Annotated in this window: 25 protein-coding genes and 1 pseudogene; 12 read left to right on the top strand and 14 right to left on the bottom strand. The window is 72.3% G+C overall.

Annotated elements, in window-relative coordinates:
* Nucleotides 1-172 precede the first annotated feature (172 nt).
* The 4 genes from ACZ6SA_RS15980 to ACZ6SA_RS15995 are packed head-to-tail and all read left to right on the top strand — an operon-like array spanning nt 173 to nt 4,496.
* Nucleotides 173-1,255, top strand: a complete 1,083-nt coding sequence (locus tag ACZ6SA_RS15980; RefSeq protein ID WP_465828541.1) for a sensor histidine kinase — start codon at nt 173-175, stop codon at nt 1,253-1,255.
* On the top strand, nt 1,252-1,845 hold the full coding sequence (locus ACZ6SA_RS15985) for a response regulator transcription factor (protein WP_347642332.1): 594 nt from the start codon (nt 1,252-1,254) through the stop codon (nt 1,843-1,845). Before ACZ6SA_RS15980 ends, ACZ6SA_RS15985 begins: the two co-directional genes overlap by 4 nt.
* Before the next feature lie 47 nt (nt 1,846-1,892).
* Complete coding sequence (locus tag ACZ6SA_RS15990) at nt 1,893-2,906, top strand: hypothetical protein (protein WP_465828543.1); 1,014 nt, start codon at nt 1,893-1,895, stop codon at nt 2,904-2,906.
* Nucleotides 2,907-2,936: 30 nt separating this feature from the next.
* Nucleotides 2,937-4,496: a PucR family transcriptional regulator gene (locus ACZ6SA_RS15995; RefSeq protein WP_465828545.1), complete on the top strand. Its 1,560-nt coding sequence runs from the start codon at nt 2,937-2,939 to the stop codon at nt 4,494-4,496.
* Nucleotides 4,497-4,498: 2 nt separating this feature from the next.
* On the opposite strand, the gene ACZ6SA_RS16000 is transcribed toward ACZ6SA_RS15995, so the two are convergent.
* From ACZ6SA_RS16000 to ACZ6SA_RS16010, 3 genes are all read right to left on the bottom strand, one after another.
* Nucleotides 4,499-5,332: a polysaccharide deacetylase family protein gene (locus ACZ6SA_RS16000; protein ID WP_443150765.1), complete on the bottom strand. Its 834-nt coding sequence runs from the start codon at nt 5,330-5,332 to the stop codon at nt 4,499-4,501.
* A gap of 122 nt (nt 5,333-5,454) precedes the next feature.
* The gene (locus ACZ6SA_RS16005) at nt 5,455-6,582 is read right to left on the bottom strand and encodes an oxidoreductase (protein ID WP_465828547.1); all 1,128 of its coding nucleotides are present in this window, start codon (nt 6,580-6,582) and stop codon (nt 5,455-5,457) included.
* A 1-nt stretch (nt 6,583) separates the two neighbouring features.
* Nucleotides 6,584-7,279, bottom strand: coding sequence for a DUF1989 domain-containing protein (locus tag ACZ6SA_RS16010; RefSeq protein WP_465828549.1), 696 nt, complete (start codon nt 7,277-7,279; stop codon nt 6,584-6,586).
* A gap of 295 nt (nt 7,280-7,574) precedes the next feature.
* Between ACZ6SA_RS16010 and ACZ6SA_RS16015 the strand changes: the two genes are divergently transcribed.
* Nucleotides 7,575-7,790, top strand: coding sequence for a hypothetical protein (locus ACZ6SA_RS16015; protein ID WP_347642326.1), 216 nt, complete (start codon nt 7,575-7,577; stop codon nt 7,788-7,790).
* A gap of 64 nt (nt 7,791-7,854) precedes the next feature.
* On the top strand, nt 7,855-8,463 hold the full coding sequence (locus tag ACZ6SA_RS16020; RefSeq protein WP_347642325.1) for a TetR/AcrR family transcriptional regulator: 609 nt from the start codon (nt 7,855-7,857) through the stop codon (nt 8,461-8,463).
* A 9-nt stretch (nt 8,464-8,472) separates the two neighbouring features.
* Here ACZ6SA_RS16020 and ACZ6SA_RS16025 read toward each other — a convergent pair whose 3' ends face one another.
* Both ACZ6SA_RS16025 and ACZ6SA_RS16030 read right to left on the bottom strand, forming a co-directional pair.
* The gene (locus tag ACZ6SA_RS16025) at nt 8,473-9,435 is read right to left on the bottom strand and encodes a quinone oxidoreductase family protein (protein ID WP_465828552.1); all 963 of its coding nucleotides are present in this window, start codon (nt 9,433-9,435) and stop codon (nt 8,473-8,475) included.
* A gap of 117 nt (nt 9,436-9,552) precedes the next feature.
* Nucleotides 9,553-11,238 (bottom strand): ABC-F family ATP-binding cassette domain-containing protein, encoded by a 1,686-nt coding sequence (locus tag ACZ6SA_RS16030; protein WP_465828554.1) that lies wholly within the window; start codon nt 11,236-11,238, stop codon nt 9,553-9,555.
* A 515-nt stretch (nt 11,239-11,753) separates the two neighbouring features.
* Between ACZ6SA_RS16030 and ACZ6SA_RS16035 the strand changes: the two genes are divergently transcribed.
* Nucleotides 11,754-12,410 (top strand): alpha/beta fold hydrolase, encoded by a 657-nt coding sequence (locus tag ACZ6SA_RS16035; protein WP_347642322.1) that lies wholly within the window; start codon nt 11,754-11,756, stop codon nt 12,408-12,410.
* Between the two features lie 15 nt (nt 12,411-12,425).
* Here ACZ6SA_RS16035 and ACZ6SA_RS16040 read toward each other — a convergent pair whose 3' ends face one another.
* Nucleotides 12,426-13,079 (bottom strand): response regulator transcription factor, encoded by a 654-nt coding sequence (locus tag ACZ6SA_RS16040; RefSeq protein ID WP_347642321.1) that lies wholly within the window; start codon nt 13,077-13,079, stop codon nt 12,426-12,428.
* Nucleotides 13,067-14,197, bottom strand: a complete 1,131-nt coding sequence (locus ACZ6SA_RS16045) for a sensor histidine kinase (RefSeq protein ID WP_347642320.1) — start codon at nt 14,195-14,197, stop codon at nt 13,067-13,069. The genes ACZ6SA_RS16040 and ACZ6SA_RS16045 overlap by 13 nt, the downstream gene beginning before the upstream one ends.
* A gap of 195 nt (nt 14,198-14,392) precedes the next feature.
* Between ACZ6SA_RS16045 and ACZ6SA_RS16050 the strand changes: the two genes are divergently transcribed.
* The gene (locus ACZ6SA_RS16050; RefSeq protein WP_465828557.1) at nt 14,393-15,040 is read left to right on the top strand and encodes a GNAT family N-acetyltransferase; all 648 of its coding nucleotides are present in this window, start codon (nt 14,393-14,395) and stop codon (nt 15,038-15,040) included.
* A pseudogene (locus tag ACZ6SA_RS16055) lies at nt 14,971-15,159 on the top strand (GNAT family N-acetyltransferase); the annotation flags it as partial. The gene ACZ6SA_RS16050 and the pseudogene ACZ6SA_RS16055, both read left to right, overlap by 70 nt.
* A 73-nt stretch (nt 15,160-15,232) precedes the next feature.
* On the opposite strand, the gene ACZ6SA_RS16060 reads toward ACZ6SA_RS16055, so the two are convergent.
* The 6 genes from ACZ6SA_RS16060 to ACZ6SA_RS16085 all read right to left on the bottom strand — a co-directional run bounded on the left by ACZ6SA_RS16060 (nt 15,233) and on the right by ACZ6SA_RS16085 (nt 20,476).
* Nucleotides 15,233-15,679 carry a DUF2690 domain-containing protein gene (locus ACZ6SA_RS16060; protein ID WP_347642318.1) on the bottom strand — a complete coding sequence of 149 codons (447 nt, stop codon included), beginning with the start codon at nt 15,677-15,679 and terminating at the stop codon, nt 15,233-15,235.
* A gap of 89 nt (nt 15,680-15,768) precedes the next feature.
* Entirely contained in the window at nt 15,769-16,134 is a 366-nt protein-coding gene (locus ACZ6SA_RS16065; RefSeq protein WP_347642317.1) for a hypothetical protein, read from the bottom strand.
* Nucleotides 16,135-16,455: 321 nt separating this feature from the next.
* A complete protein-coding gene (locus tag ACZ6SA_RS16070; protein WP_347642316.1) occupies nt 16,456-17,682 on the bottom strand; it encodes a cytochrome P450 in 1,227 nt (408 codons plus the stop codon).
* 88 nt (nt 17,683-17,770) lie between these two features.
* Nucleotides 17,771-18,694 (bottom strand): RNA polymerase sigma-70 factor, encoded by a 924-nt coding sequence (locus ACZ6SA_RS16075; protein ID WP_347642315.1) that lies wholly within the window; start codon nt 18,692-18,694, stop codon nt 17,771-17,773.
* Between the two features lie 106 nt (nt 18,695-18,800).
* Nucleotides 18,801-19,994 (bottom strand): NAD(P)/FAD-dependent oxidoreductase, encoded by a 1,194-nt coding sequence (locus tag ACZ6SA_RS16080; protein WP_465828561.1) that lies wholly within the window; start codon nt 19,992-19,994, stop codon nt 18,801-18,803.
* Nucleotides 19,995-20,107: 113 nt separating this feature from the next.
* A complete protein-coding gene (locus ACZ6SA_RS16085; protein ID WP_465828563.1) occupies nt 20,108-20,476 on the bottom strand; it encodes a DoxX family protein in 369 nt (122 codons plus the stop codon).
* A gap of 102 nt (nt 20,477-20,578) precedes the next feature.
* On the opposite strand from ACZ6SA_RS16085, the gene ACZ6SA_RS16090 reads away from it, so the two are divergent.
* Nucleotides 20,579-21,187, top strand: a complete 609-nt coding sequence (locus tag ACZ6SA_RS16090) for a TetR/AcrR family transcriptional regulator (protein WP_465828565.1) — start codon at nt 20,579-20,581, stop codon at nt 21,185-21,187.
* A gap of 81 nt (nt 21,188-21,268) precedes the next feature.
* Nucleotides 21,269-22,921 (top strand): FAD-dependent monooxygenase, encoded by a 1,653-nt coding sequence (locus ACZ6SA_RS16095; protein ID WP_465828567.1) that lies wholly within the window; start codon nt 21,269-21,271, stop codon nt 22,919-22,921.
* 37 nt (nt 22,922-22,958) lie between these two features.
* Here the strand turns inward: ACZ6SA_RS16095 and ACZ6SA_RS16100 are convergent, their stop codons facing one another.
* Complete coding sequence (locus tag ACZ6SA_RS16100) at nt 22,959-24,188, bottom strand: DUF418 domain-containing protein (RefSeq protein ID WP_465828569.1); 1,230 nt, start codon at nt 24,186-24,188, stop codon at nt 22,959-22,961.
* A gap of 167 nt (nt 24,189-24,355) precedes the next feature.
* On the opposite strand from ACZ6SA_RS16100, the gene ACZ6SA_RS16105 reads away from it, so the two are divergent.
* Nucleotides 24,356-25,474, top strand: a complete 1,119-nt coding sequence (locus ACZ6SA_RS16105) for a sensor histidine kinase (RefSeq protein WP_465828571.1) — start codon at nt 24,356-24,358, stop codon at nt 25,472-25,474.
* The last annotated feature ends 172 nt before the right edge of the window (nt 25,475-25,646 follow it).

The raw sequence follows: 25,646 nt of genomic DNA on the forward strand, positions 1-25,646 counted from the left end.
TCCAGCGACTGGAGCTCGCTCTAGGCCGGGCATCGGTCCCTTTTGGTGACCTGGCAGTCGTTCGGCAACCGTCAACAGGAGCCTGGCGCGGCTGCCGCCGCTCCTCCCCCCGCGCTGACATGTGACATTCGTCAGGGTTCGGCGGGAATGGTCGCTGGCTAGGGTGGAACGCATGAAGGGCCGCCTGTGGACCTCCGTCTATCTCGTCGTCCTGGTGTGGCCGGTGCCCGCGTTCCTGGCGTCCGCCCCTTCGGGCGTCATGGCCGTGCTGATGTTCGCGGGCGTGGCGTGCTTCGTGCTCCTCTACCTGCGGGTCGTGTGGACCGCGCTGGAGCGCCCGCACCGCAACGCCACCCCGTACGCCCTGATCCTGCTCTACCTGGTCGCGGCCGCGGTGGCGCCCCTTCTCGGTGAGATGTGGGTGTTCGCGACGTCGTACTTCCTCATCACCGCCGCGGCCACGGCGCTGCCCGCGCGGGCCCTCCCTGCGGTGACCGGGGCGGTCGTCGGGGCCGTCGCGCTCGCCCTTCCGCTGCTCGGCAGGTCGCTGGCCGACTACTGGTGGATGCCGCTGCAGACCGTCGTGTTCGCCGCCGCCATGCACGCCTTCCTCCAGCTGAACGCCGCGAACAGGGCGCTGAGCGAGGCGAACGTCGAGGTCGAGCGGCTGGCCGTGGACAACGAGCGCCTGCGCTTCGCCCGCGACATGCACGACCTGCTCGGACACAGCCTGGCCGTGATGACGGTGAAGAGCCAGCTCGCGGGCAGGCTCGCCGTCGCCGACCCGGAACGGGCCGGAGCCGAGATGCGGGACGTCGAAGAGCTCTCCCGGCAGGCGTTGTCGGAAGTGCGCGAGGCGATCGCGGGCTACCGGGAGCTGTCGCTGCCCGAAGAGCTCGACGGCGCGCGCCGCGCGCTCGGCACCGCGGGCGTGCGGCTGGAGGTGGCGGCGGACCCGCTCCCCGCCGACGCCGAACCCGTTCTGGCCTGGGTGGTCCGGGAGGCCACGACGAACGTCGTCCGGCACAGCGGCGCCCGCCGCTGCCGCATCCGCCTCGGCGTCGAGGGCGGGCAGGCGTACGCGGAGGTGCTCGACGACGGCCGCGGGCCCGCCGCGGCCGCGGACCCCGGCGGCAACGGGCTGCGCGGCCTCGCCGAGCGCATCCACGTGGCGGGCGGCACGTTGCACGGCTCGGCCGCCGAGGGCGGCGGTTTCCTGCTGACCGCCCGGCTGCCCGTGGCGGACGTGCCGTGATCCGCATCCTGCTGGCCGACGACCAGCACCTCGTACGCGAGGCGCTGGCGGCGCTGCTCGGCCTGGAGCCCGACATCGAGGTCGCCGGCCAGGTCGGCCGGGGCGACGAGGTCGCGGACGCCGTCGCCCGGCTCCGCCCGGACGTCGTGCTGCTCGACATCGAGATGCCGGGCCGCGACGGTCTCACCGCGGCGGCCGAGCTCACCGGCGTACGCGTGATCATCCTGACCACCTTCGGCCGCCCCGGCTACCTGCGGCGGGCCATGGACGCCGGCGTCGCCGGCTACGTGGTCAAGGACGCCAGGGCCGGGGAACTGGCCGACGCCGTCCGTCGGGTGCACGCCGGCGAGAGGGTGTTCGACCGCAAGCTCTCCGCCGCCAGCCTCTCCGCCGGCACGAATCCGCTCACCAGCCGCGAACGCGACGTGCTGCGCGCCGCCAACGAGGGCGGCACGATCGCCGACATCGCCCGCCGCCTCTACCTGTCCGACGGGACCGTACGCAACTATCTGTCGTCGGCCATCGGCAAGCTCGGCGCCCGCAACCGGGCCGAGGCGGCGCGCGCCGCCGAGTCCAAGGGCTGGCTCTGACGAACGTCACTACCGGCCGCACCCCTGGCCTGGCGAGGCTGGGAGGCATGGGAAGACGTATCGCGCCCGCGCTCGGGCTCTTCTTGCTGTCGCCGCTGATCGGCGAGTTCCTGCTGGGCAACCTGCCCGTCACCATGCTGGTCGCGCTCATCACGCTGGCCCCGCTGTACGGGGGCGGCGCGCTGCTCGTCCGTGAGCTGGCCAGGCGCCGGGGCGCCGGCTGGCCGGGCATCGTCCTGCTCGCCATCGCCTACGGTCTCGTCGAGGAGGGCCTGGCCACCCGTTCCCTCTTCGACCCCGGCTACGCCGGGATGGACCTCGTCTCGTACGCGTGGATCCCCGGCCTGGAGGTGAGCGCCTGGTGGGTGAGCTTCGTGCTGGGCGGCGTGCACGCCGTGGGCAGCATCTGCGTCCCCATCGCGATCATGGAGTCTTACGTGCCGGCCAGGGCGACGGAGCCGTGGCTCCGCCTTCCCGGGCTGGTGACCGCCGGGCTCCTGTTCGCCTGCGGGGCGGTGGCCGCCGCGCTGTTCGACCCGGCCGCGTACGAACCCTCCATCGCGCAGGCCGCCGCCGTCGTCGTCCTGGCCGGGCTGCTGGTCCTCCTCGCCCTGCGCCGCCGCGGCCGGGCCGTCGGGGCTCAGGTCCTGGCTCAGGGGCGGGCTCCCGGGCCGTGGCCGGTCCTCGGCTTCTCCCTGGCGGCCGGGGCGGTGTTCTGGCTCGCGGCCCTGGCTCTCGACACGCTCGGCGCGTGGCCCGTCGTGGCCGTCAACCTCGCCGTGTACGCCACGGTCTGCATCCTGGTGACCCGCTGGTCCGGGCGGCACGGGTGGGGCCCCGTCCAGACGTTCGCGCTGGCGGCCGGCGGCGTGCTCACCTACGCCTGGCACGGCTTTCCGCAACCGCCCGCCGTACCCGTGGAACCGGCGATCGACCTGGCGGGGAACGCCGTCTTCGCGCTGGCCGCCGTCGCGCTGCTCGCCGTGGCCGCGGCCCGGCTGCGAGCACCGCGGCTCGCACGCCGGGAGGGAGCTCCCGCATCCATGGAGGGATCTCCATGAACGCCTTGTTCCCCTGGATATAGTCACACCGTGTTCACCCTTCGTTCGCTGGTGGCTCGTTCGTCCCTCCACCTCACCGTGCTGGTCACGGGCAGGCCGGACGCGATGGACGAGCCGGTCGCCTGGGTGCACAACACCGAGCTGCCCGACCCGTCCCCCTACGTGCGCGAGCGGGAACTGGTGCTGACGAACGGCCTGTGGCTCGACCGGGTGCCGCCCGCGCGGTTCGTCAGGAGCGTCAAGGGCGCCAGGGGCAGCGGCATCGTCTTCGGCCTGCGCGCCGAGCTGCCCGCCACTCCCCCGGACCTGGTCGAGGCCTGCCGGGAGGAGGAGCTGCCGCTGCTGGAGATCTCCATCGAGGTGCCGTTCACGGCGGTCTCCCAGGCCGTCGCCGACATGCTGGCCGACGAGCGGAAGCAGGCGCTGGTCGGCATGGTACGCCGGGGCGACGCGCTGGCCACGGCCATCTCCCGGGGAGCCGGCGCCTACGGGGTGCTCGACGTCATGCGGCGTGACTACGACCTGCCCCTCGCCGTGGTCGACAGGATGGCCCGCTCGCTCGCGGCGGTCGGCGCCGACCTCGACGCGGACCAGCTGCACGCGGTCGCCACGGGGCTGGCCAAACGCCCGCCGGCTCTGGAGGTGGAGCTGGGGGACGCGGGGCGTGCCGCGCTCTTCCCCGTGGGCGCCGTCGGCGACATCGACGCCGCCCTCATCTGCCTGCGACCCCTGCGCCGGCTCACCTCGGCCGAGCGGGAGGGGCTCGAGCAGGCGGCCAGGTTCCTGAGCCTGGAGGTCGCCAAGCAGCAGGCCGTCCAGGCGATCGAGATGCGCTTCGCCAGCGAGCTCCTGGAGATGGTCCTGTCAGGGGGCAGCCGGGCGGCCGAGGTGCCCGGCAGGCTGCGCGCCTTCGGCGTGGACCCGGGTGGCCCGCTGGCCGTGTGCGCCGTGGCGTTCGCCCAGCACGAGACCGCGACGATGCACGGGCTCGCCGAGGCGATCGGGGAGTTCTTCGCCGCCGAGGGTGTGCCGGTGGTGGTCGCCGGCGGCACGCAGGACGTCGTCGCCGTACTGCCGTGGCGCGATCCGGAACACGGGCTGCCGCCGTTCGCGCAGCGCCTGGTGCGCGGCGTCGAGCGGCGCTTCCCCGGCCTGCGCCCGGTCGCGGGGCTGGGCGGCATCGCCTCGCAGGCAGCCGAGCTGCGGCCCGCCCTCCTGCAGTCCAGGGAGGCCTGCCGCGTGCTCCTGCGCGCCCGCGCCGGCCCCCGCGTGCGCGCCTTCTCCGAGCTGGGCACGCACCGGCTGCTCCTCGGGCTGCTCGACGCGGAGACGTCCCGCCGGTTCTCCGCCGGGCTCCTCGGACCGCTGAAGGACCACGACGCCCGGCGGGGCGGCGACCTGGAGCTGACGCTGCGCACGTTCCTCGATCACGACGGGCAGTGGGCGGCGACGGCCACGGCGCTGCATGTCCACGTCAACACCCTGCGCAACCGCCTGGCCAAGATCACGGAGCTCACCGGCAGGGACGTGGGACGCACCGAGGACCGGGTCGACCTGTTCCTGGCGCTGACCATCGACGCGATGGACTGAGCTCAGTCCGGGTAGACGTCCGGCGAGACCTCGGGCGGCCGGTGGCGGCGCACGGCCAGCCCGGCGTCCGCGGCGGCCGACTCGGCGACGTCGCGGCAGCGGGCGAACGACACGTCGGCGCAGCTTCGCGCGTACTCCAGGAAGCGCCGCAGCGCCAGGGCCCGCCCCGGCCGTCCGGACAGGAACGGATGCACGCACAGGTTGAACAGGCCGCCGTAGTGGCGCATCCCGTCCAGCTCGGCCCGCCACAGCTCCAGCACCTTCGCCGGGGACTCGATGACCGAGCCGACGTGCGGAGCCGGCAGGAACGCGTACTGCTCCCAGTCGTCGAGCGACCAGTGGACGGGCAACTCGACGATCTCGCCCGCCGGCGTCCCCACCTTGTACGGCCGGTCGTCCCCCATGAGGGAGGAGTCGTAGCGCAGCCCGTGCTCCGCGACCAGGTCGCCGGTCTGCCAGGACGCCTCCCACAGGGCGGCCCGGTGCCCCCTGATCTCGATGCCCTGGCGGTCGAAGACGGCCAGCGCCCGCTCGAAGTCGGCGCGCTCCTCGCCGGCCGTCATCGACGTGGGCGGGCGATGGCTGTAGGAGTGGTGCGCCACCTCATGGCCCCGCCCGGCGATCGACGGCGCCAGCCACGGGCGGTGCTCGGCCACCCAGCCGGGCACGAAGAACGTGGCCGGCACGGACACCTCGTCGAGGAGGTCCAGGATGCGCGGCAGGCCGACCTCGGGCCCGTACGCCTGATGGGACATCGTGCTCGCGTGGCCGGCGTACCGGCGGCCCCGCGCCAGCACGGGCGTCTCGGCGTCCACGTCGAAGGTCAGCGTGACCACCGCGGCGAACCCCGCACGCCAGCCCGGACCACCGGGCCCCGAGTCCGCGCCCGGACGATCGCCCTGGACACCGGATCCCGGGGCCGCGCCGTCACCCCGGCCACCGGACCTCGGGGCCGCGCTCAAACCGTCACCCCGGCCGCGGGACGCCACAGCCTGGCGTTGTTCAGCGTCGCCATCGGCTGGAGCATGTGGTGGTCGAAGTCCGCCATGGGCAGCCCCTGAGCCAGGCGCCGCGGGAAGTCCGGGTTGGCGAGCGCGCCCCGGCCCAGGGCCAGCACGTCGGCGTGGCCGTCCGCCAGCACCGTGGCCGCCTGGTCGGCGTCGTGCATGCCGCCGTTCGCCAGCACCGGCAGCCCGGTGACCTTCCTGGCCAGGCCCGTGATCGTCATTCCCCCGTCCAGGGTCGCCGTCTCCACCCAGTCGCGTCCTTCGCTGGCGATGTGCAGGTAGCTCGCGCCCGCCTCGGCGAGCGCCGCGAAGATGATCTCCGCGTCCCTGGCTCCGCCCGCCCATCGGTGGGTGTGGTCGTTGACCTTGCCCTGGGACAACCGGATGCCCACGCAGAAGCGCGGGCCGACCTCCGCCCGGATGGCGGAGACGATCTCCGCCGCCAGTCGTACCCGGCGGGAGACCGCGCCACCGTATCGGTCGTCACGGGTGTTGGTGTAGTCGGTCAGGAACTGGTCGATCAGGTATCCGTTGGCGCCGTGCACCTCGACTCCGTCGAAGCCGGCCCGCTCGGCGCGGACCGCTGAGGCCACGAAACCCCGCACCGCCAGGTCGATGTCGTCCTGGCGCATCGCGCGGGGCGTGGACCAGGGCCCGTGACCGCCGTACTCGGGCATCTTCTCACCGCGCGGCGGCACCGCCGACGGCGCCATCGTGTCCTCACGGTAGCGGTTGCCCTGCGACAGCGCGCCCGCGTGCATCAGCTGGAGCACGATGGCCGCGCCGGCGGCGCGCACCCTGCCCGCGATCTCCCGCCAGCCGGCCTCGTGGCCGTCGCTGACCATGCCGGGCTGGTTGAAGTATCCCTGGCTGTACCAGGTGTCGGTGTAGGTCCCCTCGGTCACGACGAGGGCGAACCCGCCGCGGGCGAACGCCGCGTAATAGTCGGCCATCTCCTCCGTCGGCGTGCCGTCGGAGGCGGCCGACACCCTGGTCATGGGCGAGACCGCCAGCCGGTTGGCGAGGCTCAGCTCGCCGATGGTCTCGGGACGCAGGGCGGGGTGCTGGACGTCCTTCATTTCACTCGCTCCTTGGCTGGTGTTCGTGGTCGCTGAGGAGATCGATCGCGAGCGGCGTCGGCCGGTGACCGTTGATCTCCACCAGGTCCTGGGGGCAGGCCGAGACGGCGAGGACGCAGTCCACGGCCGCCTCGAACGTGATCGCGTCACCCGGGCGGCTGATCGCGCTCAGCCAGCTCAGCCGGCCGTCGCCCGACACCGGGATCCTCATGAACAGGTTGACCGGCTGCGGGGTGCGCGGAGTCGCCAGGCCCAGCGAGGCCAGGCTCCGGCGCAGGTTCTCCGCGCACGAGGCATGGAATCCGGTCACGCCGAGGGCCCGGTAGCGCTCCGGGTCGCAGGCCGCGATGAGCATGTCGTGACAGCCCGGCGAGGTGTCGCCCACCAGGGTGAGAATCGGCCTGCGCCGATCGGTCACGAACTGCTCGCCCACCGCCGGGAACAGGCGGCTGGTGGCGGCCCGCGTGTGAGACGCGCTGAGCTGCTCGGCCGGGTCGTCGGCGGCGAACGCGAACAGGTCGCCCACCTGACCTCCTTCGAGGTCGGTGACGCGTACGCGCTGGCCGGCGCCGACCTTTACCGCCCGCCCTTCGGCGGCGGGCACGATGACTCGCATGGCCCCACACAACCAGCCGCCACCCGCCCACACCATGGAGATTCCCACCACGTCCAGCACCACCGATGGACGAACCTCCACCACGGGTGCTCACCAGAGGCGACGCTCGCCCGCGTCGCTGTCCTTGCACGTGCACCTACCTACGGTAGTCGCCGGTCGTGACGTCCACGAGAAATCACCCCATAAGTACACAAATCACGCGCCACCCATCCCTGACGGGAGAAGATCCTCACCCCTCGGAGGAAAATCCGTATCTGCACATGCATTAGCACGTGCGACCGAGCTCCCCAACCGCCATAATTTGGGACCAAGACGGACGAGAGCACCCAGAAGTACGGTTATCCATTCACGATTCATTTGACCGAAATGAGAAGAAATGAGCGTAACCACACGTATCGCGCTCTGCCTGGCCATCGACCTGCTGCTTTCGCTGGTGATAGCACTCATCGCACTCATCGTCGCGAGGGAGAACGACGTCCTGATGGCCGGAGCGCTTGTGTGGAGCGGAGGCACGTTCATCGCGACGGCCACCCTGGTGACATCGATCATGAACCACACGGGGGCGTTCGACCGCGGACAGACGAGCCCCTGACCGGGCACCGCCCGGCCCGGGCGCACTACAGTGGAGCCGGATCCGGCGGGTGGGGAGCGAGGCCGTGCAACGTGTGCTGACACCGAAAGGGCAGGCCACCCGGGCGCGCATCGTCGAAGGCGCCGCCGAGGTCGTCCGGGACAAAGGCGTCACCGACGTCACCCTGGACGACGTACGGTCGCGGACCGGCACGAGCAAGAGCCAGCTCTTCCACTACTTTCCCGAGGGCAAGGACGCCTTGTTGCTCGCGGTGGCGCAGTACGAGGCGGATCAGGTGCTGAGGGATCAGCAGCCCCACCTGGCCTGCCTCGACACCTGGGAGGCCTGGTACCGCTGGCGCGACGCCCTCGTGGAGCGTTACGAGTCGCAGGGCGACCAGTGCCCGCTCTATACGCTGTTCCTGCAGGTCGGGCGTAACACGCCGGGCTCGCGGGCGATCGTCGGCGAGTTGATGAGACGCTGGCAGCAGAGCCTGGCCGGCGGAATCATGGCGTTGCAGCGTAACGGCCTGCTGTCCGCGTCCGTCGACGTCGACGAGAGCGCCGCCGCGCTGCTCGCCGCCATCCAGGGCGGCGTGTCGATCATGCTGTCCACCGGGGAGTCCGCCCATCTGCGCACCGCGCTCGACTGGTGGATCGCACGGTTGCGGGCTGCGGCACCCCTGGCCGGTTGACCTCCCGGTTCACGGCAGGAGCAGCAGCTTCCCGACCGTACGGCGGGATTCGAGGTCCGCGTGCGCCCGCGCCGCGTCCGCGAGGGCGTAACGCCCTCCGACGACCGGCCTGAGCCGTCCGTCGCCGACGAAGCCGAACACCTCGGCCGTACGCGTGAGCAGCGCCGTCCGGGTGGGCACGTGATCGCGGACGAGGGGATAGGACAGCAGGACGCTGTTGGGCAGTTCCGCCGGGGTGAGCGTGGGGACGCCCATGAACGGGCCGTAGAAGGCGTGCACACCGTGCCGGCGCAGGGCCGCCAACGACGACCGGAACGTCGGGGCTCCGCCTCCGTCGTACACCACGTGCGCGCCCTCCCCGCCGGTCAGGTCCCGCACCCGTTCCTCGAAGCCGCCGCCGCTGGAGACGATGACGTGGTCGGCCCCGGCCTCCTTCGCGACCGGCACCTTCTCCTCCCGCGAGACCAGCCCGATGACGGAGCCGCCCCTCGCCTTGATCAGCTGGGTCAGGACGAGCCCCACTCCCCCGGCGGCGGCGTGCACCACCGCCGTGTCACCCGGCCTGATCGGGTAGGTCTCGGTGGTGAGGTGGTTCGCGGTGAGACCCTGCATCATCACCGCCGCCGCCGTCTCGTCGTCCACGTTCTCCGGGACACGCACCAGCGACTCCGCCGGGATCGCGAGCCGCTCCGCGTAGCTGCCCCGGTGGTAGTACCAGGCGACCCTGTCGCCGGCGGTGAAGCCCTGCACGCCGTCGCCGAGGGCGGCGACGTACCCCATGCCCTCGACTCCCACGATCGCGGGAAGGGTCCAGCCTGGAGCCGGGCCCGTCCGGACGCCGACGTCCATGTAGTTCACCCCGGCGACGCCCAGCCGGACGAGCACCTCTCCCGGCCGGGGTTCTGGATCGGGCAGTTCGGCCCAGCTCATGGCCTCGGGACCGCCGTACTCGCTGACACGGATCGCACGCATGGTAAACCCCTCGTCTCTCGTCGCCCTGCGGCACGCCGTCCGGCGCCGCATCCCGGGACGGACACAAGGTAATGAGCGAAAAATGGACCAGCAAGTCCAGAAAACCGCGGGCGACCGTCACTCGCCGGCGGGGCCGCCGCGCTCCACCAGCCGGCCGCCGGACAGCTCCAGCCAGCGGCCGACGTTGATCTCCGCGAGGAACCGCTCGTCGTGGCTGACCACCACGAAGGCCCCCTCGTACGCGCCGAGCGCGCTCTCCAGCTGGCCGACGCTGACCAGGTCGAGGTTGTTCGTGGGCTCGTCCAGCAGCAGGAGCTGGGGAGCCTCATCCGCGCACAACACGCAGGCCAGCGTGGCGCGCAGGCGTTCGCCGCCCGAGAGCACCCCGACGGGCAGGTGGGCCCGCGAGCCCCGGAACAGGAAACGGGCGAGCAGGTTCATCCGTCCGGACTCCTGCATGCCGGGGGCGAACGCTGACAGGTTCTCGGCCACGGTGCGCTCGACGTCGAGCAGGTCGAGCCGCTGCGACAGGTAGGCGACCCGGCCGCCGGCCCGCCTGATGGTGCCGCCGTCCGGCTCCAGCTCACCGCTGATCATGCGCAGCAACGTGGACTTGCCCGCGCCGTTGGGACCGATCAGCGCGATGCGCTCGGGCCCGCGGATCTCCAGGTCGACGCCGGGCTCGGCGAACAGGCCGCGCGCCTGCAGGCGTTGGCCGAGGAAGACCGTACGCCCAGCGGGCACGTTGGTCCCGGGTAGCTGCAGCGCGATCCGCTGGTCGTCGCGCACGGCACGGCCCGCCTCCTCGAGCCGGGCCCTGGCGTCGCTGACGCGGGCGAGGTGGGTCTGGCCGGACCGCCCGGCCGACTCCTGGGCGCCGCGCTTCATGTTTCCCGCGAAGATCCTCGGCAGGCCGGCGTTCTTGAGGTTGCGGGCGGCGTTGCTCGCCCGGCGGTCGGCCCGCTCGCGGGCCTGCTGCATCTCCCGCTTCTCGCGCTTCAGCTCCTGCTCGGCACTGCGCACGGTCCGCTCGGCGGCCTCCTGCTGCGTGCGCACGGCCTCTTCGTACGCCGTGAAGTTCCCCCCGTAGAAGCGGACCTCGCCCTGGTCCAGCTCGGCGATGCGGTCCATGCGGTCGAGCAGGGCCCGGTCGTGGCTGACCACGAGCAGGCAGCCGTTCCACTCCCCCAGCACGTCGTAGAGCCTGCGGCGCGCATCGAGGTCGAGGTTGTTCGTGGGCTCGTCCAGCAGCAGGACGTCCGGCCGCCTGAGGAACTGCGCGGCCAGGCCGAGCGACACCACCTGGCCGCCGCTCAGCGTTCGCAGGGACCGGTCGAACGCGAGGCCCCCGAGGCCGAGCCGGTCGAGCTGGGCCCGGGTGCGCTCCTCGATGTCCCAGTCGTTGCCGATGGTGGCGAAGTGCTCCTCGCTCGCGTCGCCCGACTCGATGGCGTCCAGCGCGGCGATGACGGGGGCGATGCCGAGCACCTCGGCCACGGTCAGGTCGCCCGAGGCGGGCCCAGAAACAAGCGCAGAAACAGGCGCAGAAACGGGCGCAGAAACGGGCGCCGAGATGGTCAGGGTCTGCGGCAGGTATCCGAGCACGCCCTCGACGGACACGCCGCCGCCCTGGGGGCGGTGTTCGCCGGCGATCAGCTTGAGCAGCGTGCTCTTGCCCGCGCCGTTCGGTGCGACCAGGCCCGTACGGCCGGCGGCCACGGTGAAGGACAGGCCGGTGAAGACGGGGGTGTCGTCGGGCCAGGAGAAGGACAGGTTGGAGACGATGATGAACGCGTCGGACATGGAGAAGGACCTCGGAGGAGAACGCGGGGCGCGCCGAAAGCCGCCCGGCGGAAGGGGACAGGGATTCGGGAACGACGACCGGGGCCACGTCGGCGGCGGTCATAGCGCCTGCCGGGGCCCGTCACTCTCCGGTATCACCCGGAGATGTCGTCGTCACCTGCCACGTCTGGTCTCCTCGTCCGGTCACAAGTGCCCTACACCATAGCAGCCGCCGGAATCCGTACGACGCGCGGCGTACGCGTCGTCCCCGTCCGCTTCGCCCCTGCCGTCCACGGCGAGGAGGACCACGGCTTCGTCGCCATCGTCGCGCGGGCCGCCCGGCGGCGCGGAGCCTGCGCCTACCCCGGCGAGGGACACCACCGCCGGCCCGCCGTGCACCGGTCCGACGCCGCCCGCCTGGTCCGGGCCGGTTCCTGTCCGCCGACGTCCCCGCCACGAGCACGATCACCCGCCACCTCGCCAGGTGGGGCACGCCCGGACGATGAGTTTTCGCGCCCCCGCCGGTCACCACGGTCATGACAACCTTCGCTCTCATCCACGGCGGCGGTGGCAGCGCCTTCGACTGGCACCTGGTCGAAGCCGAGCTCCGCGACCGCGGCCATGACACGATCGCGGTGGACCTGCCCATGTCCGATCCGGGGGCAGGGCTCTGGGACTACGCGGACGCCGTCGTCCGGGCGGCCGGCGAGCGGCGGCCCCTCGTGGTGGTGGCCCACTCGTGGGGCGGCCTCGTGGGCCCGCTCGTCTGCGCGCGCACAGGAGCCGCGGCGCTCGTGCTGGTGACCGCCATGATCCCGAGCCCGGGCGAGCCGCCGGACGACTGGTGGGAACGCAGCGGCTGGGTCTCGCCTGACATCGACGACGAGCACGAGCTCTACCTGCACGACGTTCCGCGCGAGCTGGCCGATCGGGTGCTGGCCCACGACGGCGCGCTCGCCGAGACGATGAGCATGGAGCGGGCGTGTGGCGAGCCCTGGCCGCTGGCCGCCTGGCCGGACGTCCCGACGCGATATCTGCTCTGCCGCGACGACCGCTTCTTCACGCCCGGCTTCGTGCGCCGCCATGTCGAGGAGCGGCTCGGCATCACCCCGGACGAGATGCCCGGCAGCCACATGGTGATGTTGTCACGCCCGGCCGAGCTGGCCGGCTATCTGGTCCAGGTCCGGCCGTGAGGCCGCCCGCTCCGGTCAGGTGAGGCCCGCGTCGTGGGCGAGCAGCGCGATCTGGGTGCGGTTGCCCAGGTCGAGCTTGGTCAGGATGCTGGAGACGTGGGCCTTCACCGTCGTGATGCCCATGGCGAGGTCGGCGGCGATGTCGGCGTTCGTCCTGCCCTGGCCGATCGCCACCGCCACCTCGTGCTCGCGCGGGGTGAGGGCGGCCAGCGCGGCGCGGGCCTGCTCGTACGCCCCGGCCTGGGCGACCGTGCGCTCCATCAACCGCCTGGTGATGCCCGGGGACAGGATCGGGTCGCCTGCCGAGACCCGGGTGACCGCTTCCACGATCTGCGGTGGCGAGGTGTCCTTGAGCAGGAACCCGGCGGCACCCGCGCGGAGCGCGTGCAGGACGTTCTCGTCGGTGTCGAACGTGGTCAGCACGATCACCTCGGGCGGCCGGGCGCGGGCGCGCAGCCGGCGGGTCGCGGTGATGCCGTCCACGCGGGGCATGCGCAGGTCCATCAGGACGACGTCGGGGGCGTGGGCGTCGGTCGCGGCGATGGCCTCCTGGCCGTCGCCCGCCTCGGCCACGACGGAGATGCCGGCCGCGCCGTCGAGCATCATGGACAGGCCGGCGCGGACCAGGGCGTCGTCGTCTACCAGGAGCACGCGGATCACGCGGGCCATGGTAGCCGGGCCTGAAGCCGGAACTCACCCCCGGTGCTCTGGTGGTCCAGCTGCCCGCCGGCCAGGCGTACCCGCTCGGTGAGCCCGACCAGGCCGAGCCCGCTGCCCGGCGCGACGGGGGCCGCGTCCGCCGGGGGCAGCGGGTTGCGCATCTCGATCAGCAGGGGCGTGCCGGGGGTGCCGCGCAGCAGCACCTCGATCGGCTGGCCCGGGGCGTGTTTGCGGGCGTTGGTCAGCCCTTCCTGCACGACGCGGTACGCGGTCTGCGACGCGGCCGCCGGCAGGGCGTCGACGTCGGCAACCTCCTCGTGGAGCCGTACCGCCTGGTCGGCCTGCCGTGCGTCGGTGATCAGGCCGGGCAGGTCGGTCAGGCCCGGCCGGGGCTGCAGGTCGTCCGTCCGGTCGTCCTGCTCGCGGAGCAGGTTGATCACCTGGCGCAGTTCCTCCAGCGCCTGGTGCACGCCGGCGCGGATCACGCCGGCGGCCCGGGCGCGCTGTTCAGGGGAGGAGTCGGGGCGGAACTCCAGGGCCCCCGCGTGGGTGGCCACCAGGGAGAGGCGGTGGGCCAGCACGTCGTGCATGTCTCTGGCGAGCCGGCGGCGTTCGGCCATGCGCGCCTCGGCGATCCGCCGGCCCTGCTCGGCCTCGGCGCGGTGGGCGCGTTCGCGCAGCGACTCCAGCAGGGCGCGGCGGGAGCGGGCGAACGCGCCCCAGCCGAGCAACGCGCCGTAGGCGACGCAGATCAGCAGCAGCCACCAGCCGAAGGAGATGCCCGTGTTCGGCCGCCACAGCCCCTGGACCACGTGGGCCGCGATGCCCGCCCCCGTCACGGTCGCCGCGACCGGGAAGCGCCTGCGCTGGGCCACCTGCAGCGCCCCCATCGAGGCCGCGGGCGTGGCCACCGGGGAGAGGGTGGCCAGGAGGGTGGCGGCCAGCGCCCCGGACGCCGGCCACCGCAGCTGGGCGAGCGCCGCGCCCACGCTCACCGCCGCGAGAGCGAGGTCCATCCCCCAGGTGGGCCGGCCCGCCAGGCTCCACAACGACACCGCGGTCAGCGCGCCCATCACGATGAGCACTCCGGCGACCGCGGCCAGGTGCGGGGGTCGGGTCTCGTTCACCGGCCCAGGCTAATCTCCGGTACGGCGGAGCCGTCACCTACCAAAGTCGGACCCGCGCCCCACCGGTGGAGGAGAGGGCGCGACGCGCGCCCGATGCGGCGGACCGGGCCGGCTGTGCGGGCGGCGAGGACCACGGCGCGATGGCCGCCGTGCGGCGGGGGCTGCGCGGCACAGGATCGGATCGACGCCCGATCGGTGGTCGAGGGACTTCCCACAGCAGCCGAGATCGCGGATTCCTGCGCCACGCTGACCAACGCGTCCGAGAACCAGGTCCTGGTGGAGCACGGCGGTGATGTCGCCGGCCACGCGACGATCACGTGGTGGGAGGAGCAGGACGGCACGTGGTCGTACCTGCACCGGGGCTATCTGCTGCCCGGCCACCGGGGCCGGGGCGTGGGCTCGGCCATGCTCGGCTGGGCCGAAACCCGTATCCGCCGGCTCGTGCGACAGCACGGCACCACGCGGACGGTCGTGTTCGGCGCGAACGCCACGGCTCACGAACATGAGGCGACGGCGTTGCTCCTCGACGCCGGATACCGGCGTGTCTTCAGCCTGGTGGAGCTGGTTCTGCCGGACCTGCGTCACCTGCCCGGCGGCAGCCGCGTGCCGGGTGGCATCCGGCTCGGCGCCGTCGGACCGGACGACTTCCACGCGGCATGGACGACCGTGACCGACGCGTACGCGGATGCCGCCTTCACCGGGACGTGGACGTTCGACAGCTTCGTCGCCACGGCCGACCCCGCCTGCTGGCGGGGCGCCTGGGCCGGGACCGCATGGTCGGCGTCGTCCTGTGCTCCGTCCGCCGGCGGGACCACGCAACGGTGGGCGAAGTCGAGGAACTGAGCGTCCGGGCCGGGTCGAGACGTCAGGGACTCGGCCGAGCCCTGCTGCTGGACGGGTTGCGGTGCCTGCGGGAGCACGGAGCCGAGACCGCCCGGTTGTACACCGGCACGTCGAACCCCTACCGGTCGTACGACCTCTACGAGAGTGTGGGCTTCCGGCGCCGGACCGAGCACGTCCGCTATCGCGGCCGTCTCAGCCGCAGGCCTTGCCCGTGGTGCCGCTGCCCTTGTTGGTGCGGCCGATCCCGTTCGTCACGCTGCCCGAGGCCTTGGCGCAGACGCCGCTCGGGGCGTAGACCATGTTGCCCCAGTGGTGCCCGCCGTTGCCCGCGCGGTAGGTGAAGGACCGGCTCCTGGAGCTGGTGAAGACCGTGATCTGGCCGGTCGCGTGCTTGGACACCCTGGCCTCGCCCCAGTTGGTGCCGCACTTGCGGGAGTAGTAGAGCCGGATCGTGCCCAGGCTGTCACCGATCTCGTTCTTCAGCGAGGCCTTCTCGCCGGTGTACACCTTGGAGGCGGCGCACCCGCTCCGGTAGGGGTCCTTCCCGTCGTACGGGTGGGCGCTGGCCGGTCCCGCGGCCAGCAGGAGCGTCGAGATCGCCGTGACGGACACCGCGGCCGCTGCTACGTGGATCTTCATGTCGGACGGACTCCTTCATGGTGAGGCGGGCGTGGGGCCGCCCGGGAAGCTTGTGGTGAAGGGTTGCCGGGGATCATGGACCCCGGCCGTCAGCAGTTCTTGCTGATGTTGGTGAGGTCCTCGGCCAGGCCCTTGCGGAACTTCTTCTTGCCGTTGGTGCCGCCGTTCGTGGCGAGGCACTCCGTCCTCGTCCCCGCGGGGCCCTTGAAGTGCACCTTGGCGTACACCCGGTGGGAGCAGTGGTTGTTGAAGTAGACCGTCGTGGAGGAGTTGCCGTTCTTCCAGGAGTAGTTGGTCTTCCTCCCGCTGGGCTTGATGCAGGCGGTGCTGTCCCGCTGGACCGCCTGGGCGGCGGCCGCCGCGGCGGTGACCGTCCCCGCCGCGGCGGGCGCGGACAGCAGCGCCAGCGCGGCGCCGCAGCCCGCCAGGGCCGTGGTCAGCTTCTTGCCATTCACGTTCTCATCCTTTCTTTCCACGAGAAAATCGCGCCGGTACGGCACAGCACGCAACACGGCGCCGTACCGGAGTAAGGGGGGAACGGTTCCGACTATGCCGGGCCCGCTCGGGCAGCGGCAAGCGCCATTCGTCTGAGAATTGTCCAAACAATGTCCAGCCATCGGCTTGGACAATGAAACAGCAGCTCAGCAGCCCGATGAGGAATTATTGGAAAAACAATGGGCGCCTGCTCATGACGGCCGAGAGCGCGTTACTCGGGTGTATTCCCGTTGGCGCCGCACGCGTCGATACGGGCGACCGAGGCGCGCGGCGCCGGCACTTCACCAGGTGACCGGGAGTTCGTGGGCGCCGTAGATGATGGACTCGGTCTTGAGGGGCAGCTCCTCGACCGGCACGGCGAGCCGCAGCGTGGGGATGCGGCGGAACAACGTGTCGAAGACGATCTGCAGCTCCGTCCTGGCGAGGTTCTGCCCGAGGCACTGGTGCGGGCCGAACCCGAAGGCGAGATGGTGGCGGGCCTCGCGTTCGACGTCCAGGGCCTCCGGGTCCTCGAACACGGCGGGATCCCAGTCGGCCGACAGGCTGGAGATGACGACTCCCTCGCCGGCCTGGATGTCCGCCCCGCCGATCCGCACGTCCTCGGTGGCCACCCGCGAGGTGACCGTGTCGGTGATGGTGAAGAAGCGCAGCAGCTCCTCCACGGCCATGGGTGTCCTGGCCGGATCGGTTCTGATCAGGTCCAGCTGTTCGGGGTGGGTGAGCAGCCCGATCACGCCGAGCGAGATCATGTTCGCGGTCGTCTCGTGCCCGGCGGTCAGCAGCAGGAAGGCCATGCTGGTCAGGGCCGCGTGGTCGACGGCGCCGTCCTGGCGTTGCCGGGCGATCTGCCGGCTGAGCAGGTCGTCGCCCGGCTCGGCCTCCTTGCGGGTGACCAGTTCGCCGAGGTAGGCGCGCAGTTCGAGGAAGGCCCGCTGCCGCTCCTCCGGCGACGAGGTCCGGCGCACCGCCACGGCGGTGCGGCTCTGGAAGTAGTCGTGGTCGGCGTAGGGCGCGCCGAGCAGTTCGCAGATCACCAGGGACGGCACCGGCAGCGACAGCGCCTGCACCAGGTCGACCGGCCGCTGCTCGGAGGCGAGCATGCCGTCGATGAAGCGGTCGACGACGTCCTGGATCCGCGGGCGCAGCGCGGCCAGCCGCCGCACGGTGAACTCGCTGATCAACGGGCGCCGCGCCGCGGCGTGTTCCGCGCCGTCCATGCCGACCATCAGCGGCGGCTGGCTGCGGAACTGGCGCAGGGTCGCCGCGTCGACGTTGAGGATCGGGAAGCCGTCCTTGCGCCGGTCGGAGGAGAAGCGGCGGTCGGCGAGAACGGCTCGGCCTTCCGCGTGCCCGGACACCCACCACGCCTCGGCGCCGTTCACCAGCCGGACCTTGCTGATCGGCGCCTGCTCGCGCAGCCCTTCGTAGGCGGCGGGCGGCGCGAACGGGCAGCCCCGCTCGACCGGCAGCTGCACGCCGGCGAGATCGCCCGGTGCGTCCTTCGTCATCGATGACCTCTCAAAAGTCGGATCGGATCGAGCCCGGCGGGCAGGGCGAACGCCTGCTCGCCCGCCGGCGTCACGTGCGGGCCGGTGTTCATCGCCGGGTGAGCAGGGTCTCGGACTCGACGCGGGTCAGCTTCTCGGGGTTGCGGACGTAGTAGAGGCCGGTGATGCGGGCCCCGTACCCGGTCCCCTCCTCGGCGGCGTCCTCGACGCTGATCGTCAGCACGCCGTCGAGCTCGCCGTCCAGGCGCAGGACGAGTGCCGGGTTGCCGTTGACCACGGTGGGAGCGGTGGTGATCGTGCCGTCGTACCTGCCGATGCCGCCGACGATCAGGCGGCTCACCTTCCAGGCGCCGATGACATGCTGCATCGCCGCCTGCTTGACGCCGCCGCCGTCGGCCACCAGGACGACCTCAGGAGCGAGCACGTCGAGCAGGCCCTGCAGGTCCCCGGTCTCGACCGCGCGCTGGAACGACTCCAGAGCCGCCCGGGTCTTGCTCGGAGGGACCCCCTCGCGCGGGCGCCGGGCGCTGACGTGCCGGCGGGCGCGGTGGGCGATCTGGCGGACGGCCGCGGGGCTCTTGCCGACGGCGGCCGCGATCTCGTCGTAGCCGACGTCGAAGGCCTCGCGCAGGACGAAGACTGCGCGCTCGGTCGGTGAGAGCGTGTCGAGGACGAGCATGAGCGCCATCGACACGCTCTCGGCGAGCTCGGCGTCGTCGGCCACGTCCGGCGCGGTGAGCAGCGGTTCGGGCAGCCAGGGACCGACGTAGGCCTCCTTGCGGCGCGTCATCGTGCGCAGCCGGTTGAGCGACTGCCTGGTCGTGATCCTGACCAGGTAGGCGCGCTGGTCGCGCACCTGAGCGAGGTCGGCCTTCACCCACCGCAACCAGGTCTCCTGGAGGACGTCCTCGGCGTCGGCCGCCGACCCGAGCATCTCGTAGGCGACGGTGAAGAGCAGATTGCGATGGGTGACGAAGGCTTCGGTCGCCGGATCAGTGGTGTGGTCGCTCATGCCTCGACTCCTCTCCGTCGCGGCAGGCGCTCGCGTCTGTTCACCACGGTAAGGTCCTTTCGCTGGTAGCCGGCCGGCCGCCCCCGGCGGCCGGGAACGGGACCGGTCAGCGGATGGCCGTCGCATCGCCGCGCCTGGCCGCGAGTGCCTTCCCGCGCTTGGTGTCCTTGGCCCAGCTCGGGAAGTTCAGCGAACCCGGCCTGCGTGCCTGGTTCGCCAGCTGCCAGAGGATGCCCTTGCAGATGGACTCCTTGAGCATCGCGCCGGGGCGGCCGCCGATGTGGAGGCCCATCGCGACGTCGTCCCTGTGGGCGAGCTGCATGATGCCGGCCCGGCGCCCCAGGCTGATGCATTGCGAGACGAGCGCCATGGCCAGGGGCGCGGGGCGCCCGCCCGCGATCCGGCTGAGCACCGTGTCGGCGGCGTGCGGGCCCAGCTGGACGGCGGCCTGGCAGCTCATCCGGAACGGCAGGTCCGACGGCGCCGCCGCGTCGCCGGCCGCGACGATACGCGCGTCGTCCACGCTGGTCAATGTCTCGTCCGTACGCAGCCGGCCCAGGGCGTCGGTGCTCAGCCCGCTGCGTGCGGCCAGGTCGGGCACGCCGAAGCCGGCCGTCCAGATGGTCACGTCGCTCCGCAGTTCGCGGCCGTCGCCGAGCCGCACGGCGTCGCCGGTCACGGCCGTCACCGTCGTGCCGGGGCCGTCGAGCACGGTGACGCCGAGCTTGGCCAGCTGCCTGGCGACGGAGCGCCGCCCACGGGGGTGCAGGTAGGGGCCGAGCGCCCCGCCGCACGCCAGGGTGACGGCGCGGCCGGCCTCCGCCAGTTCGGCGGCGGTCTCGATGCCGGTCGGACCGGCTCCCACCACGGTGATCGCGGCCGTGGCGGGCGCGGCGCCGAGGTTCTCCCGCAGCCGCCGCGCCTCCTCCAGGGTGGCGATCGGGTAGGCGAACTCGGCCGCTCCCGGCACACGCGGGTCGGCGCTGCCGCTGCCCACCGCGTAGATCAGGTAGTCGTAACCGGCCGTGTCGCCGCTCGCCAGCATCACGCGGCGCCCGGCCGCGTCGATCCGGGTCACGGTGTCGACCACCAGCCCGACCTTCTCCGCCAGGACGTCGCGGTAGCCGGCGACCGCGCTGTGGGACCCGCCCACCAGCTGGTGCAGGCGGATCCGCTCGACGAAACGCGGGCGCGGGTTGATCAGGGTCACCGTCACGTCGTCGCGCTGCGTGAGGCGATTGGCGGCCAGGACGCCGGCATATCCGCCGCCTATCACAACGACCTGGGCGTTCTCGGTCATGGTGCTCCTTCATCCCGAGAGGGGTTCGGGCATAGGACACCACCCGCTTCCCCGGTGTGACCTGGTGTGAGACAGATCACTCCGGGAGCTCGCGGCCTCCCGGCGGGTGCTCGTCACGAAGTCGCCAGCAGCACGATCGTGGTCGCGCCGGTGAGCAGTGCCAGCAGCACGGGGGCCGCCGCGTGGGACCGGTGTTGCCGCCGGGAGAAGTCCCTGGCGCGCAGATGGTAGCCGACGGCCCCCACCAGGAGCAGGGTGAGACCGCTCGCCGCGGCGACGGCGAGCGGCCGGGCCCATACGCCTGCCGCGAGCCCGAGGGAGGCGGCGATCTCGAGGAGCCCGATGGACCGGGTCATGGCCGGGCCCACGCCGAGCCGCAGCATGTTGGCGCTGACCTGGGGACGCAGCAGGACCTTCTGGGTGCCGGCGAGGAGGAAGACGAGCGCGACCAGCGCGCTCAGAAAGATCGCCGTGACGGACATGAGGATGCCTTCCTTTAGAAAACGAACGTTCATTCTCTACGGTGAAGGCGATCGAGTTGTCAAGGACGAATGTTCGTTCTAACTTGAGGTCCCATGGCCCGCATGCCCAAGGAACACCTGGAGGCCCGGCGCCGCCAGATCCTCGACGCCGCCCGGCGCTGCTTCATCCGCAACGGCTTCCACGCCACGTCCATGCAGGACGTCCTGGCCGAGGCGGACCTGTCGGCCGGCGCCGTCTATCGGTACTTCAAGAGCAAGGACGACATCATCGCGGCGACCGCCTCCGAAGCCCTCGCCGAGCTGGCCGCGGCATTCGAGGCGGACGAGTCGGCCTCGCCGCCCGGCCTCGACGACATCGTCGACGTCGTGCTGCAGGTGGACCGTCCGCCACTGTCCGGCTCGCGGGAGTCCGCGCAGTTCCTGGTCCAGGTGTGGGCCGAGGCGCTGCGCTCACCGCTGCTGCGCACGAAGCTCCAGACCGTCATGGAGGAGGCCCGGCGGGTGGTCGGCGGGCTGGTGGCGCGCCACCAGCGGCATGGGCTGCTCTCCGGCGACGTCCCGGCCGAGCAGGTGGCGGATGTCCTGATGGCGCTGGTGGACGGCTTCCTGGTGTCGCGGGCGGTGTACGGCCACGACGACCGCACGGACTCGGCGGCCTTCCGCAACGGCCTGCGCGCCCTGATGTCAGCGCCTGGCCGGGCGCACGAATAACGAACGAACATTCGCTCTTGACTGTCCGCGCCTGCCCGTGCTGTTCTCAAAGAACGATCGTTCGTTTTTTATGGAGGAGCAATGAGCGTCGGAGAGGACGTCCTCATCGTCGGCGCGGGGCCGACCGGCCTGGTGCTGGCGATCGAGCTGGCCCGCAGAGGGGTGGTGCCTCGCGTCGTCGACGCGGGGGCCGCCGACCACCGGGAGAGCCGAGCGGTGTCCATCGTGGCCCGCACCCTTGAAGTCCTCGACGACCTCGGGCTGGCCGAGGACGCCCTCGAACGCGGCATACCGCTGCACGCGCTGAACTTCTACCAGGGCACCTCGACACTCGCCGAGATGGACGTCACGGCCGTGGACTCCCCGTTCCCTTTCGACCTGTGCATCCCGCAGTGGCAGACGGTCAGGCTGCTGCGCGAACGTGTGGAGGGACTGGGAGTCTCCATCGAATGGGGCACCCGCCTGCTGGACCACACGGCGGGTGAACACGGCGTCACCGTGGAGCTCCAGCACGCCGACGGCCGCCTCGAACGCTGCGCGACCACGTGGCTGGTCGGGGCGGACGGCGCGCACAGCACCGTCCGCGAGACCGCCGGCATCGGCAGGCAGCGGGCCGACCTGCAGCGGGGCTTCATCCTGGGTGACGTCGCCGCGGACTGGCCGCTGACGCGCGACCGCTTTCACGTCTACTTCGCCCGATCGGGCCTGGTCGCGGTCTTCCCCATGGTGGGGGGCTACTGGCGGATCCTGGCCAACACGCCTGACACCCCCGGCACCGCCACGCCGGCGACACCCGGCCTCGACGACTTCGGCACCCTGGTCGCCGACCGTACGCCGCTGGACTCGCGCCTGCGCGACCTGCAATGGAGCTCGTCGTTCGTGGCCCGCGAGAGCCTGGCCGAGCGTCTGCGCGACGGTGGCGTCCTGCTCGCCGGAGACGCCGCGCACAACCACAGCCCAGTGGGCGGGCAGGGCATGAACACCGGCATGCAGGACGCGTACAACCTGGGCTGGAAACTCGCTCTCGTCGTCACCGGCGACGCCGCCGAGACGCTCCTGGACAGTTACGACGCCGAACGCCGGCCCGTGGCCAAGGCCGTCGTCGACGCCACCTCGGCCACGACCAGAGTCGTCACCGGCGGCACCCTGGTCGCCCGCGAAGCCAGGCGGCACGCGCTGCGCCTGCTCGGCCGGCTCAACCCCGTGCAACAGCGGCTGTCCAACGCCTTCGGCGAGCACCTGGTCCACTACCACGACAGCCCTCTGGTCTTCCAGCGCTGGACCGAGTCCCCGGCCAAGGCCTGGAACGACCTCGCCGAGGCGGGTCCGCGACCCGGGGACGTGATACGCGACGTCCACCTCGAAAAGCGCGACGGCCCGGTGGCGCTGCGGCACCTGCTGCGCGGACCAGGGCACCACCTGCTGCTGTTCGCCGCCGACACCACCGACCCCGCGGCCCTGGAAGCCTGGCGGTCCGCGGCGTGCGCGGCGATGGCCGGACTCGGCGAAACCCACCTCATCACGCGCGGCCACCTGCCACGCGGCCTGACCGGCGGCGTCGCCGCGGACCCGCGCAGCCAGGCGCACAACCGCTACGGCGTGCGCCGGCCCAGCCTCTACCTCGTCCGCCCGGACAAGTACGTCGGCTACCGGGGTGACAGCGCCGACCTCGCGGCCGTGCACGACTACTTCCGGGCCCTGACCGCCCCGCACGCCGGAAGGACGGCTCGGTGACGGGTGGCCCCGCAGCGCCGCGGTCACCCGTCCGGGATCAGCGGTAGGTCAGCCCGCGCAGCAGGGTCTCCGCCGGACCGCGTACGCCGGCGCGGTCCATCAGGAACGCCGCCGCCACGGTGAGCAGCCAGGTGCCGAGGGCCACGAGCGCCGCCGACCAGCTCGACAGGTGCGCGCCCAGGCCCAGGCCCCAGGCCGCCAGGAACGGCCCGAACACCAGCGACTGGGCGAGGTAGCCGCTGAGGGAGCGACGGCCGAGGGCCACCAGCGCACGGACCGGCAGCGGCTCCCGGGTGCCGCGCGCGGCGATCCGGTGGGCGACGAGGCCGAAGAGCGCGGCGTAGCCCACCCCGGTGAAGATGCCGGTGTAGAAGTGCGGCGCGGACAGCGCCGCCGCGGAGGGGAGGCCGAGGACGCCCACGTGCCGCAGGGCGAGCGCCGCTCCGGTGAGCCAGCCGGCCGCGATGCCGAGCACCGCGACCCGCCGCAGCAGCGGCAGGTGCCGGGACGGCTCCTCGAGGATCCGGTGCCGTGCCGCGAGGACGCCGATGAGGAACGCCGCCGGCAGGGCGAGGGTGACCAGCCCCGAGACCAGCTGGGCCAGCCACTGGGCCACGCGGATCGCGGCGGAGAGCAGGTAGGCCGGCTCGGTGATGCTGATCCGCTGCGCTTCGGCCGCGACGGCCGCGGATCCGCCCGGGACCGCCAAGGCCATGATCGTCGTGACGGCCGCGGCCAGGGCGCCCAGGGCCAGGAGGACGCCCACCCAGATCCCGAGGGTGCGATCGCTCCGGCCGAGGAACAGCGGCACCATGACGAGCCCGATCAGGCCGTACATCCCGATGATGTCGCCCTGCCACAGCAGGGCGGCGTGCACCGCGCCGAAGACGAGCATCCACAGGTGCCGCCGGCGCAGGAGCCGGCGGGCCTGCTCCGGGCTCGTGCCGCGCGACCTCTGCCGGGCGTACAGCTGCCCGATGCCGTAGGCGAACAGGAAGCCGAACATGGTGTGCGTACGGGCGTCCACGACGATCAGGGTCAGGGCCTGCGCGATCCTGTCCGCGAGGTTCCCGTCGACGGGGTGCAGCATGATCGTGCCCGCCGGTGACTCGTAGAGGAACCACGGCACGTGGGCCAGCGCGATGAGCACCAGCATCATGCCGCGGGCGAGGTCCGGCGCGAGGACCCGTTCCGCCATCGGGGTCGGGCGCGGCGGGGCTCCGGCGGCGGGCTTCGAGGGCGGGCCGGTACGGGGTGTCGAGGACATGCCGTCGATCTCAGCCGTCGCCGCGCTCATCTGCCAGTGAGCCCATGTCACGACCTGGCCGTGACATTCCCGCAGGTGAAGTCATGACGTGATGTCACTGGTGACGCCGCGGGGCAGGCAGAATGATGGAGCACGCGAACCGGCGCCCGGCCACCAGGAGAGGACCAGTGAGCCCGACGAACGCGGTCTCCGAGGAGTCCGAACCCGCGCGCGGGCAACTGCGCAGGCTCAACCTCACCATGTTCCTGCCGACGCTCGTCGCCGCCGGTGCGCTCGTGGTGGCGACGGACGCCCGCTCGTGGTGGGACATCCTCGTCCTGGGCGCGGGCGTGGTGGCGGCCCTGGTGGCCTTCGTACGGTGGGCGGCCGGCGACGTCCTGCGCGTCGCGCTCCCGTGCCTGGTCGTCGCCGCGGCCGTGTGGCCCTTCTCCGTGCTGGTGATCGACGGCAGCGCGGCGTTCTTCGCCCTCTCCTGCGTGGGCGCCTTCGTCGTCCCGCAGCTGCCGCGTCACCGGGGCGCGGCGGCCTTCGCGCTGACCGCCTACATCGCGGTGGTGGGCGCGTTGAGGCTGCCAGGGGCGCACGACGTTTCCGCCGTGCTGATCCCGTACGTCCTCATCCCCACGGGCGTCACCGCGGCGCTGATCGGTCTGAGGTTCCCCAACAAGCGCTTCTACGACGTCGTCACGGAGCTGGAGGAGGCACGGGAGCGGGAGGCGGAGCTGGCCGTCATCCGTGAGCGCGTCCGGTTCGCCGGCGACCTGCACGACATCCAGGGCCACACCCTCCACGTGGTGAAGCTGAAGACGGCGCTCGCCCGGAAACTCGTCGACAGCGACACCGAACGCGCCAAACAGGAGCTGCGGGAGATCCACGCCCTGGTGAGCGACACCATCACCCAGACGAAGGAGCTCGCCTACGCGCAGCGGCGGCTCAACCTCTCCGCGGAGCTGGAGAACGCGAGAAACCTCTTCGAGGCCGCGGGCATCCGGGTGCGCGTCGATCGCGAAGCGGACGTCGACCCGGCCGCGGGCGAGCTGCTCGGCCAGGTTCTGCGCGAGACCACGACCAACATCCTGCGCCACGCCCAGGCGACGCGGGTGCGGATCACCCTGTCGGAGACGAGCATCACCGTCGTCAACGACGGGGCCCAGCAGGCGCCGCTGCCCGAGCTGCGGGGACTGGCCGCCCTCGAGCAACGCCTCGCCGCCGACGGAGGCGAGCTTACGGTCCGCCAGGACGGCGGGGAGTTCCTGACGGCGGCGGCGTTCCCGCACCGGCGTTGACGACAGCGCCGCCCGGCGCCGCCCGGCGGCGCGGGGGGGTGTCGGGGCAGGGGGAGCAGAGTCCCCCCCAAACCCCGGGGGGGGGGGAAGAGGCGAGCGGGGGGGGGAAAAACAACACCAAGAAAAAAAAAGGAAAGGGGGGGGCCGGGGGTTCCCGGGGGGCTAGAGGGAA

This window comes from Nonomuraea sp. NPDC049378, from assembly GCF_055586745.1.

Bases quoted from the DNA above. Each gene is read 5' to 3' on its own strand.
- ACZ6SA_RS15980 (WP_465828541.1), top strand. From the start codon at position 173: ATGAAGGGCCGCCTGTGGACCTCCGTCTATCTCGTCGTCCTGGTGTGG.
- ACZ6SA_RS15990 (WP_465828543.1), top strand. From the start codon at position 1,893: ATGGGAAGACGTATCGCGCCCGCGCTCGGGCTCTTCTTGCTGTCGCCG.
- ACZ6SA_RS16005 (WP_465828547.1), bottom strand. From the start codon at position 6,582: ATGAAGGACGTCCAGCACCCCGCCCTGCGTCCCGAGACCATCGGCGAG.
- ACZ6SA_RS16015 (WP_347642326.1), top strand. From the start codon at position 7,575: ATGAGCGTAACCACACGTATCGCGCTCTGCCTGGCCATCGACCTGCTG.
- ACZ6SA_RS16025 (WP_465828552.1), bottom strand. From the start codon at position 9,435: ATGCGTGCGATCCGTGTCAGCGAGTACGGCGGTCCCGAGGCCATGAGC.
- ACZ6SA_RS16030 (WP_465828554.1), bottom strand. From the start codon at position 11,238: ATGTCCGACGCGTTCATCATCGTCTCCAACCTGTCCTTCTCCTGGCCC.
- ACZ6SA_RS16035 (WP_347642322.1), top strand. From the start codon at position 11,754: ATGACAACCTTCGCTCTCATCCACGGCGGCGGTGGCAGCGCCTTCGAC.
- ACZ6SA_RS16040 (WP_347642321.1), bottom strand. From the start codon at position 13,079: ATGGCCCGCGTGATCCGCGTGCTCCTGGTAGACGACGACGCCCTGGTC.
- ACZ6SA_RS16060 (WP_347642318.1), bottom strand. From the start codon at position 15,679: ATGAAGATCCACGTAGCAGCGGCCGCGGTGTCCGTCACGGCGATCTCG.
- ACZ6SA_RS16070 (WP_347642316.1), bottom strand. From the start codon at position 17,682: ATGACGAAGGACGCACCGGGCGATCTCGCCGGCGTGCAGCTGCCGGTC.
- ACZ6SA_RS16075 (WP_347642315.1), bottom strand. From the start codon at position 18,694: ATGAGCGACCACACCACTGATCCGGCGACCGAAGCCTTCGTCACCCAT.
- ACZ6SA_RS16080 (WP_465828561.1), bottom strand. From the start codon at position 19,994: ATGACCGAGAACGCCCAGGTCGTTGTGATAGGCGGCGGATATGCCGGC.
- ACZ6SA_RS16085 (WP_465828563.1), bottom strand. From the start codon at position 20,476: ATGTCCGTCACGGCGATCTTTCTGAGCGCGCTGGTCGCGCTCGTCTTC.
- ACZ6SA_RS16090 (WP_465828565.1), top strand. From the start codon at position 20,579: ATGCCCAAGGAACACCTGGAGGCCCGGCGCCGCCAGATCCTCGACGCC.
- ACZ6SA_RS16095 (WP_465828567.1), top strand. From the start codon at position 21,269: ATGAGCGTCGGAGAGGACGTCCTCATCGTCGGCGCGGGGCCGACCGGC.
- ACZ6SA_RS16100 (WP_465828569.1), bottom strand. From the start codon at position 24,188: ATGTCCTCGACACCCCGTACCGGCCCGCCCTCGAAGCCCGCCGCCGGA.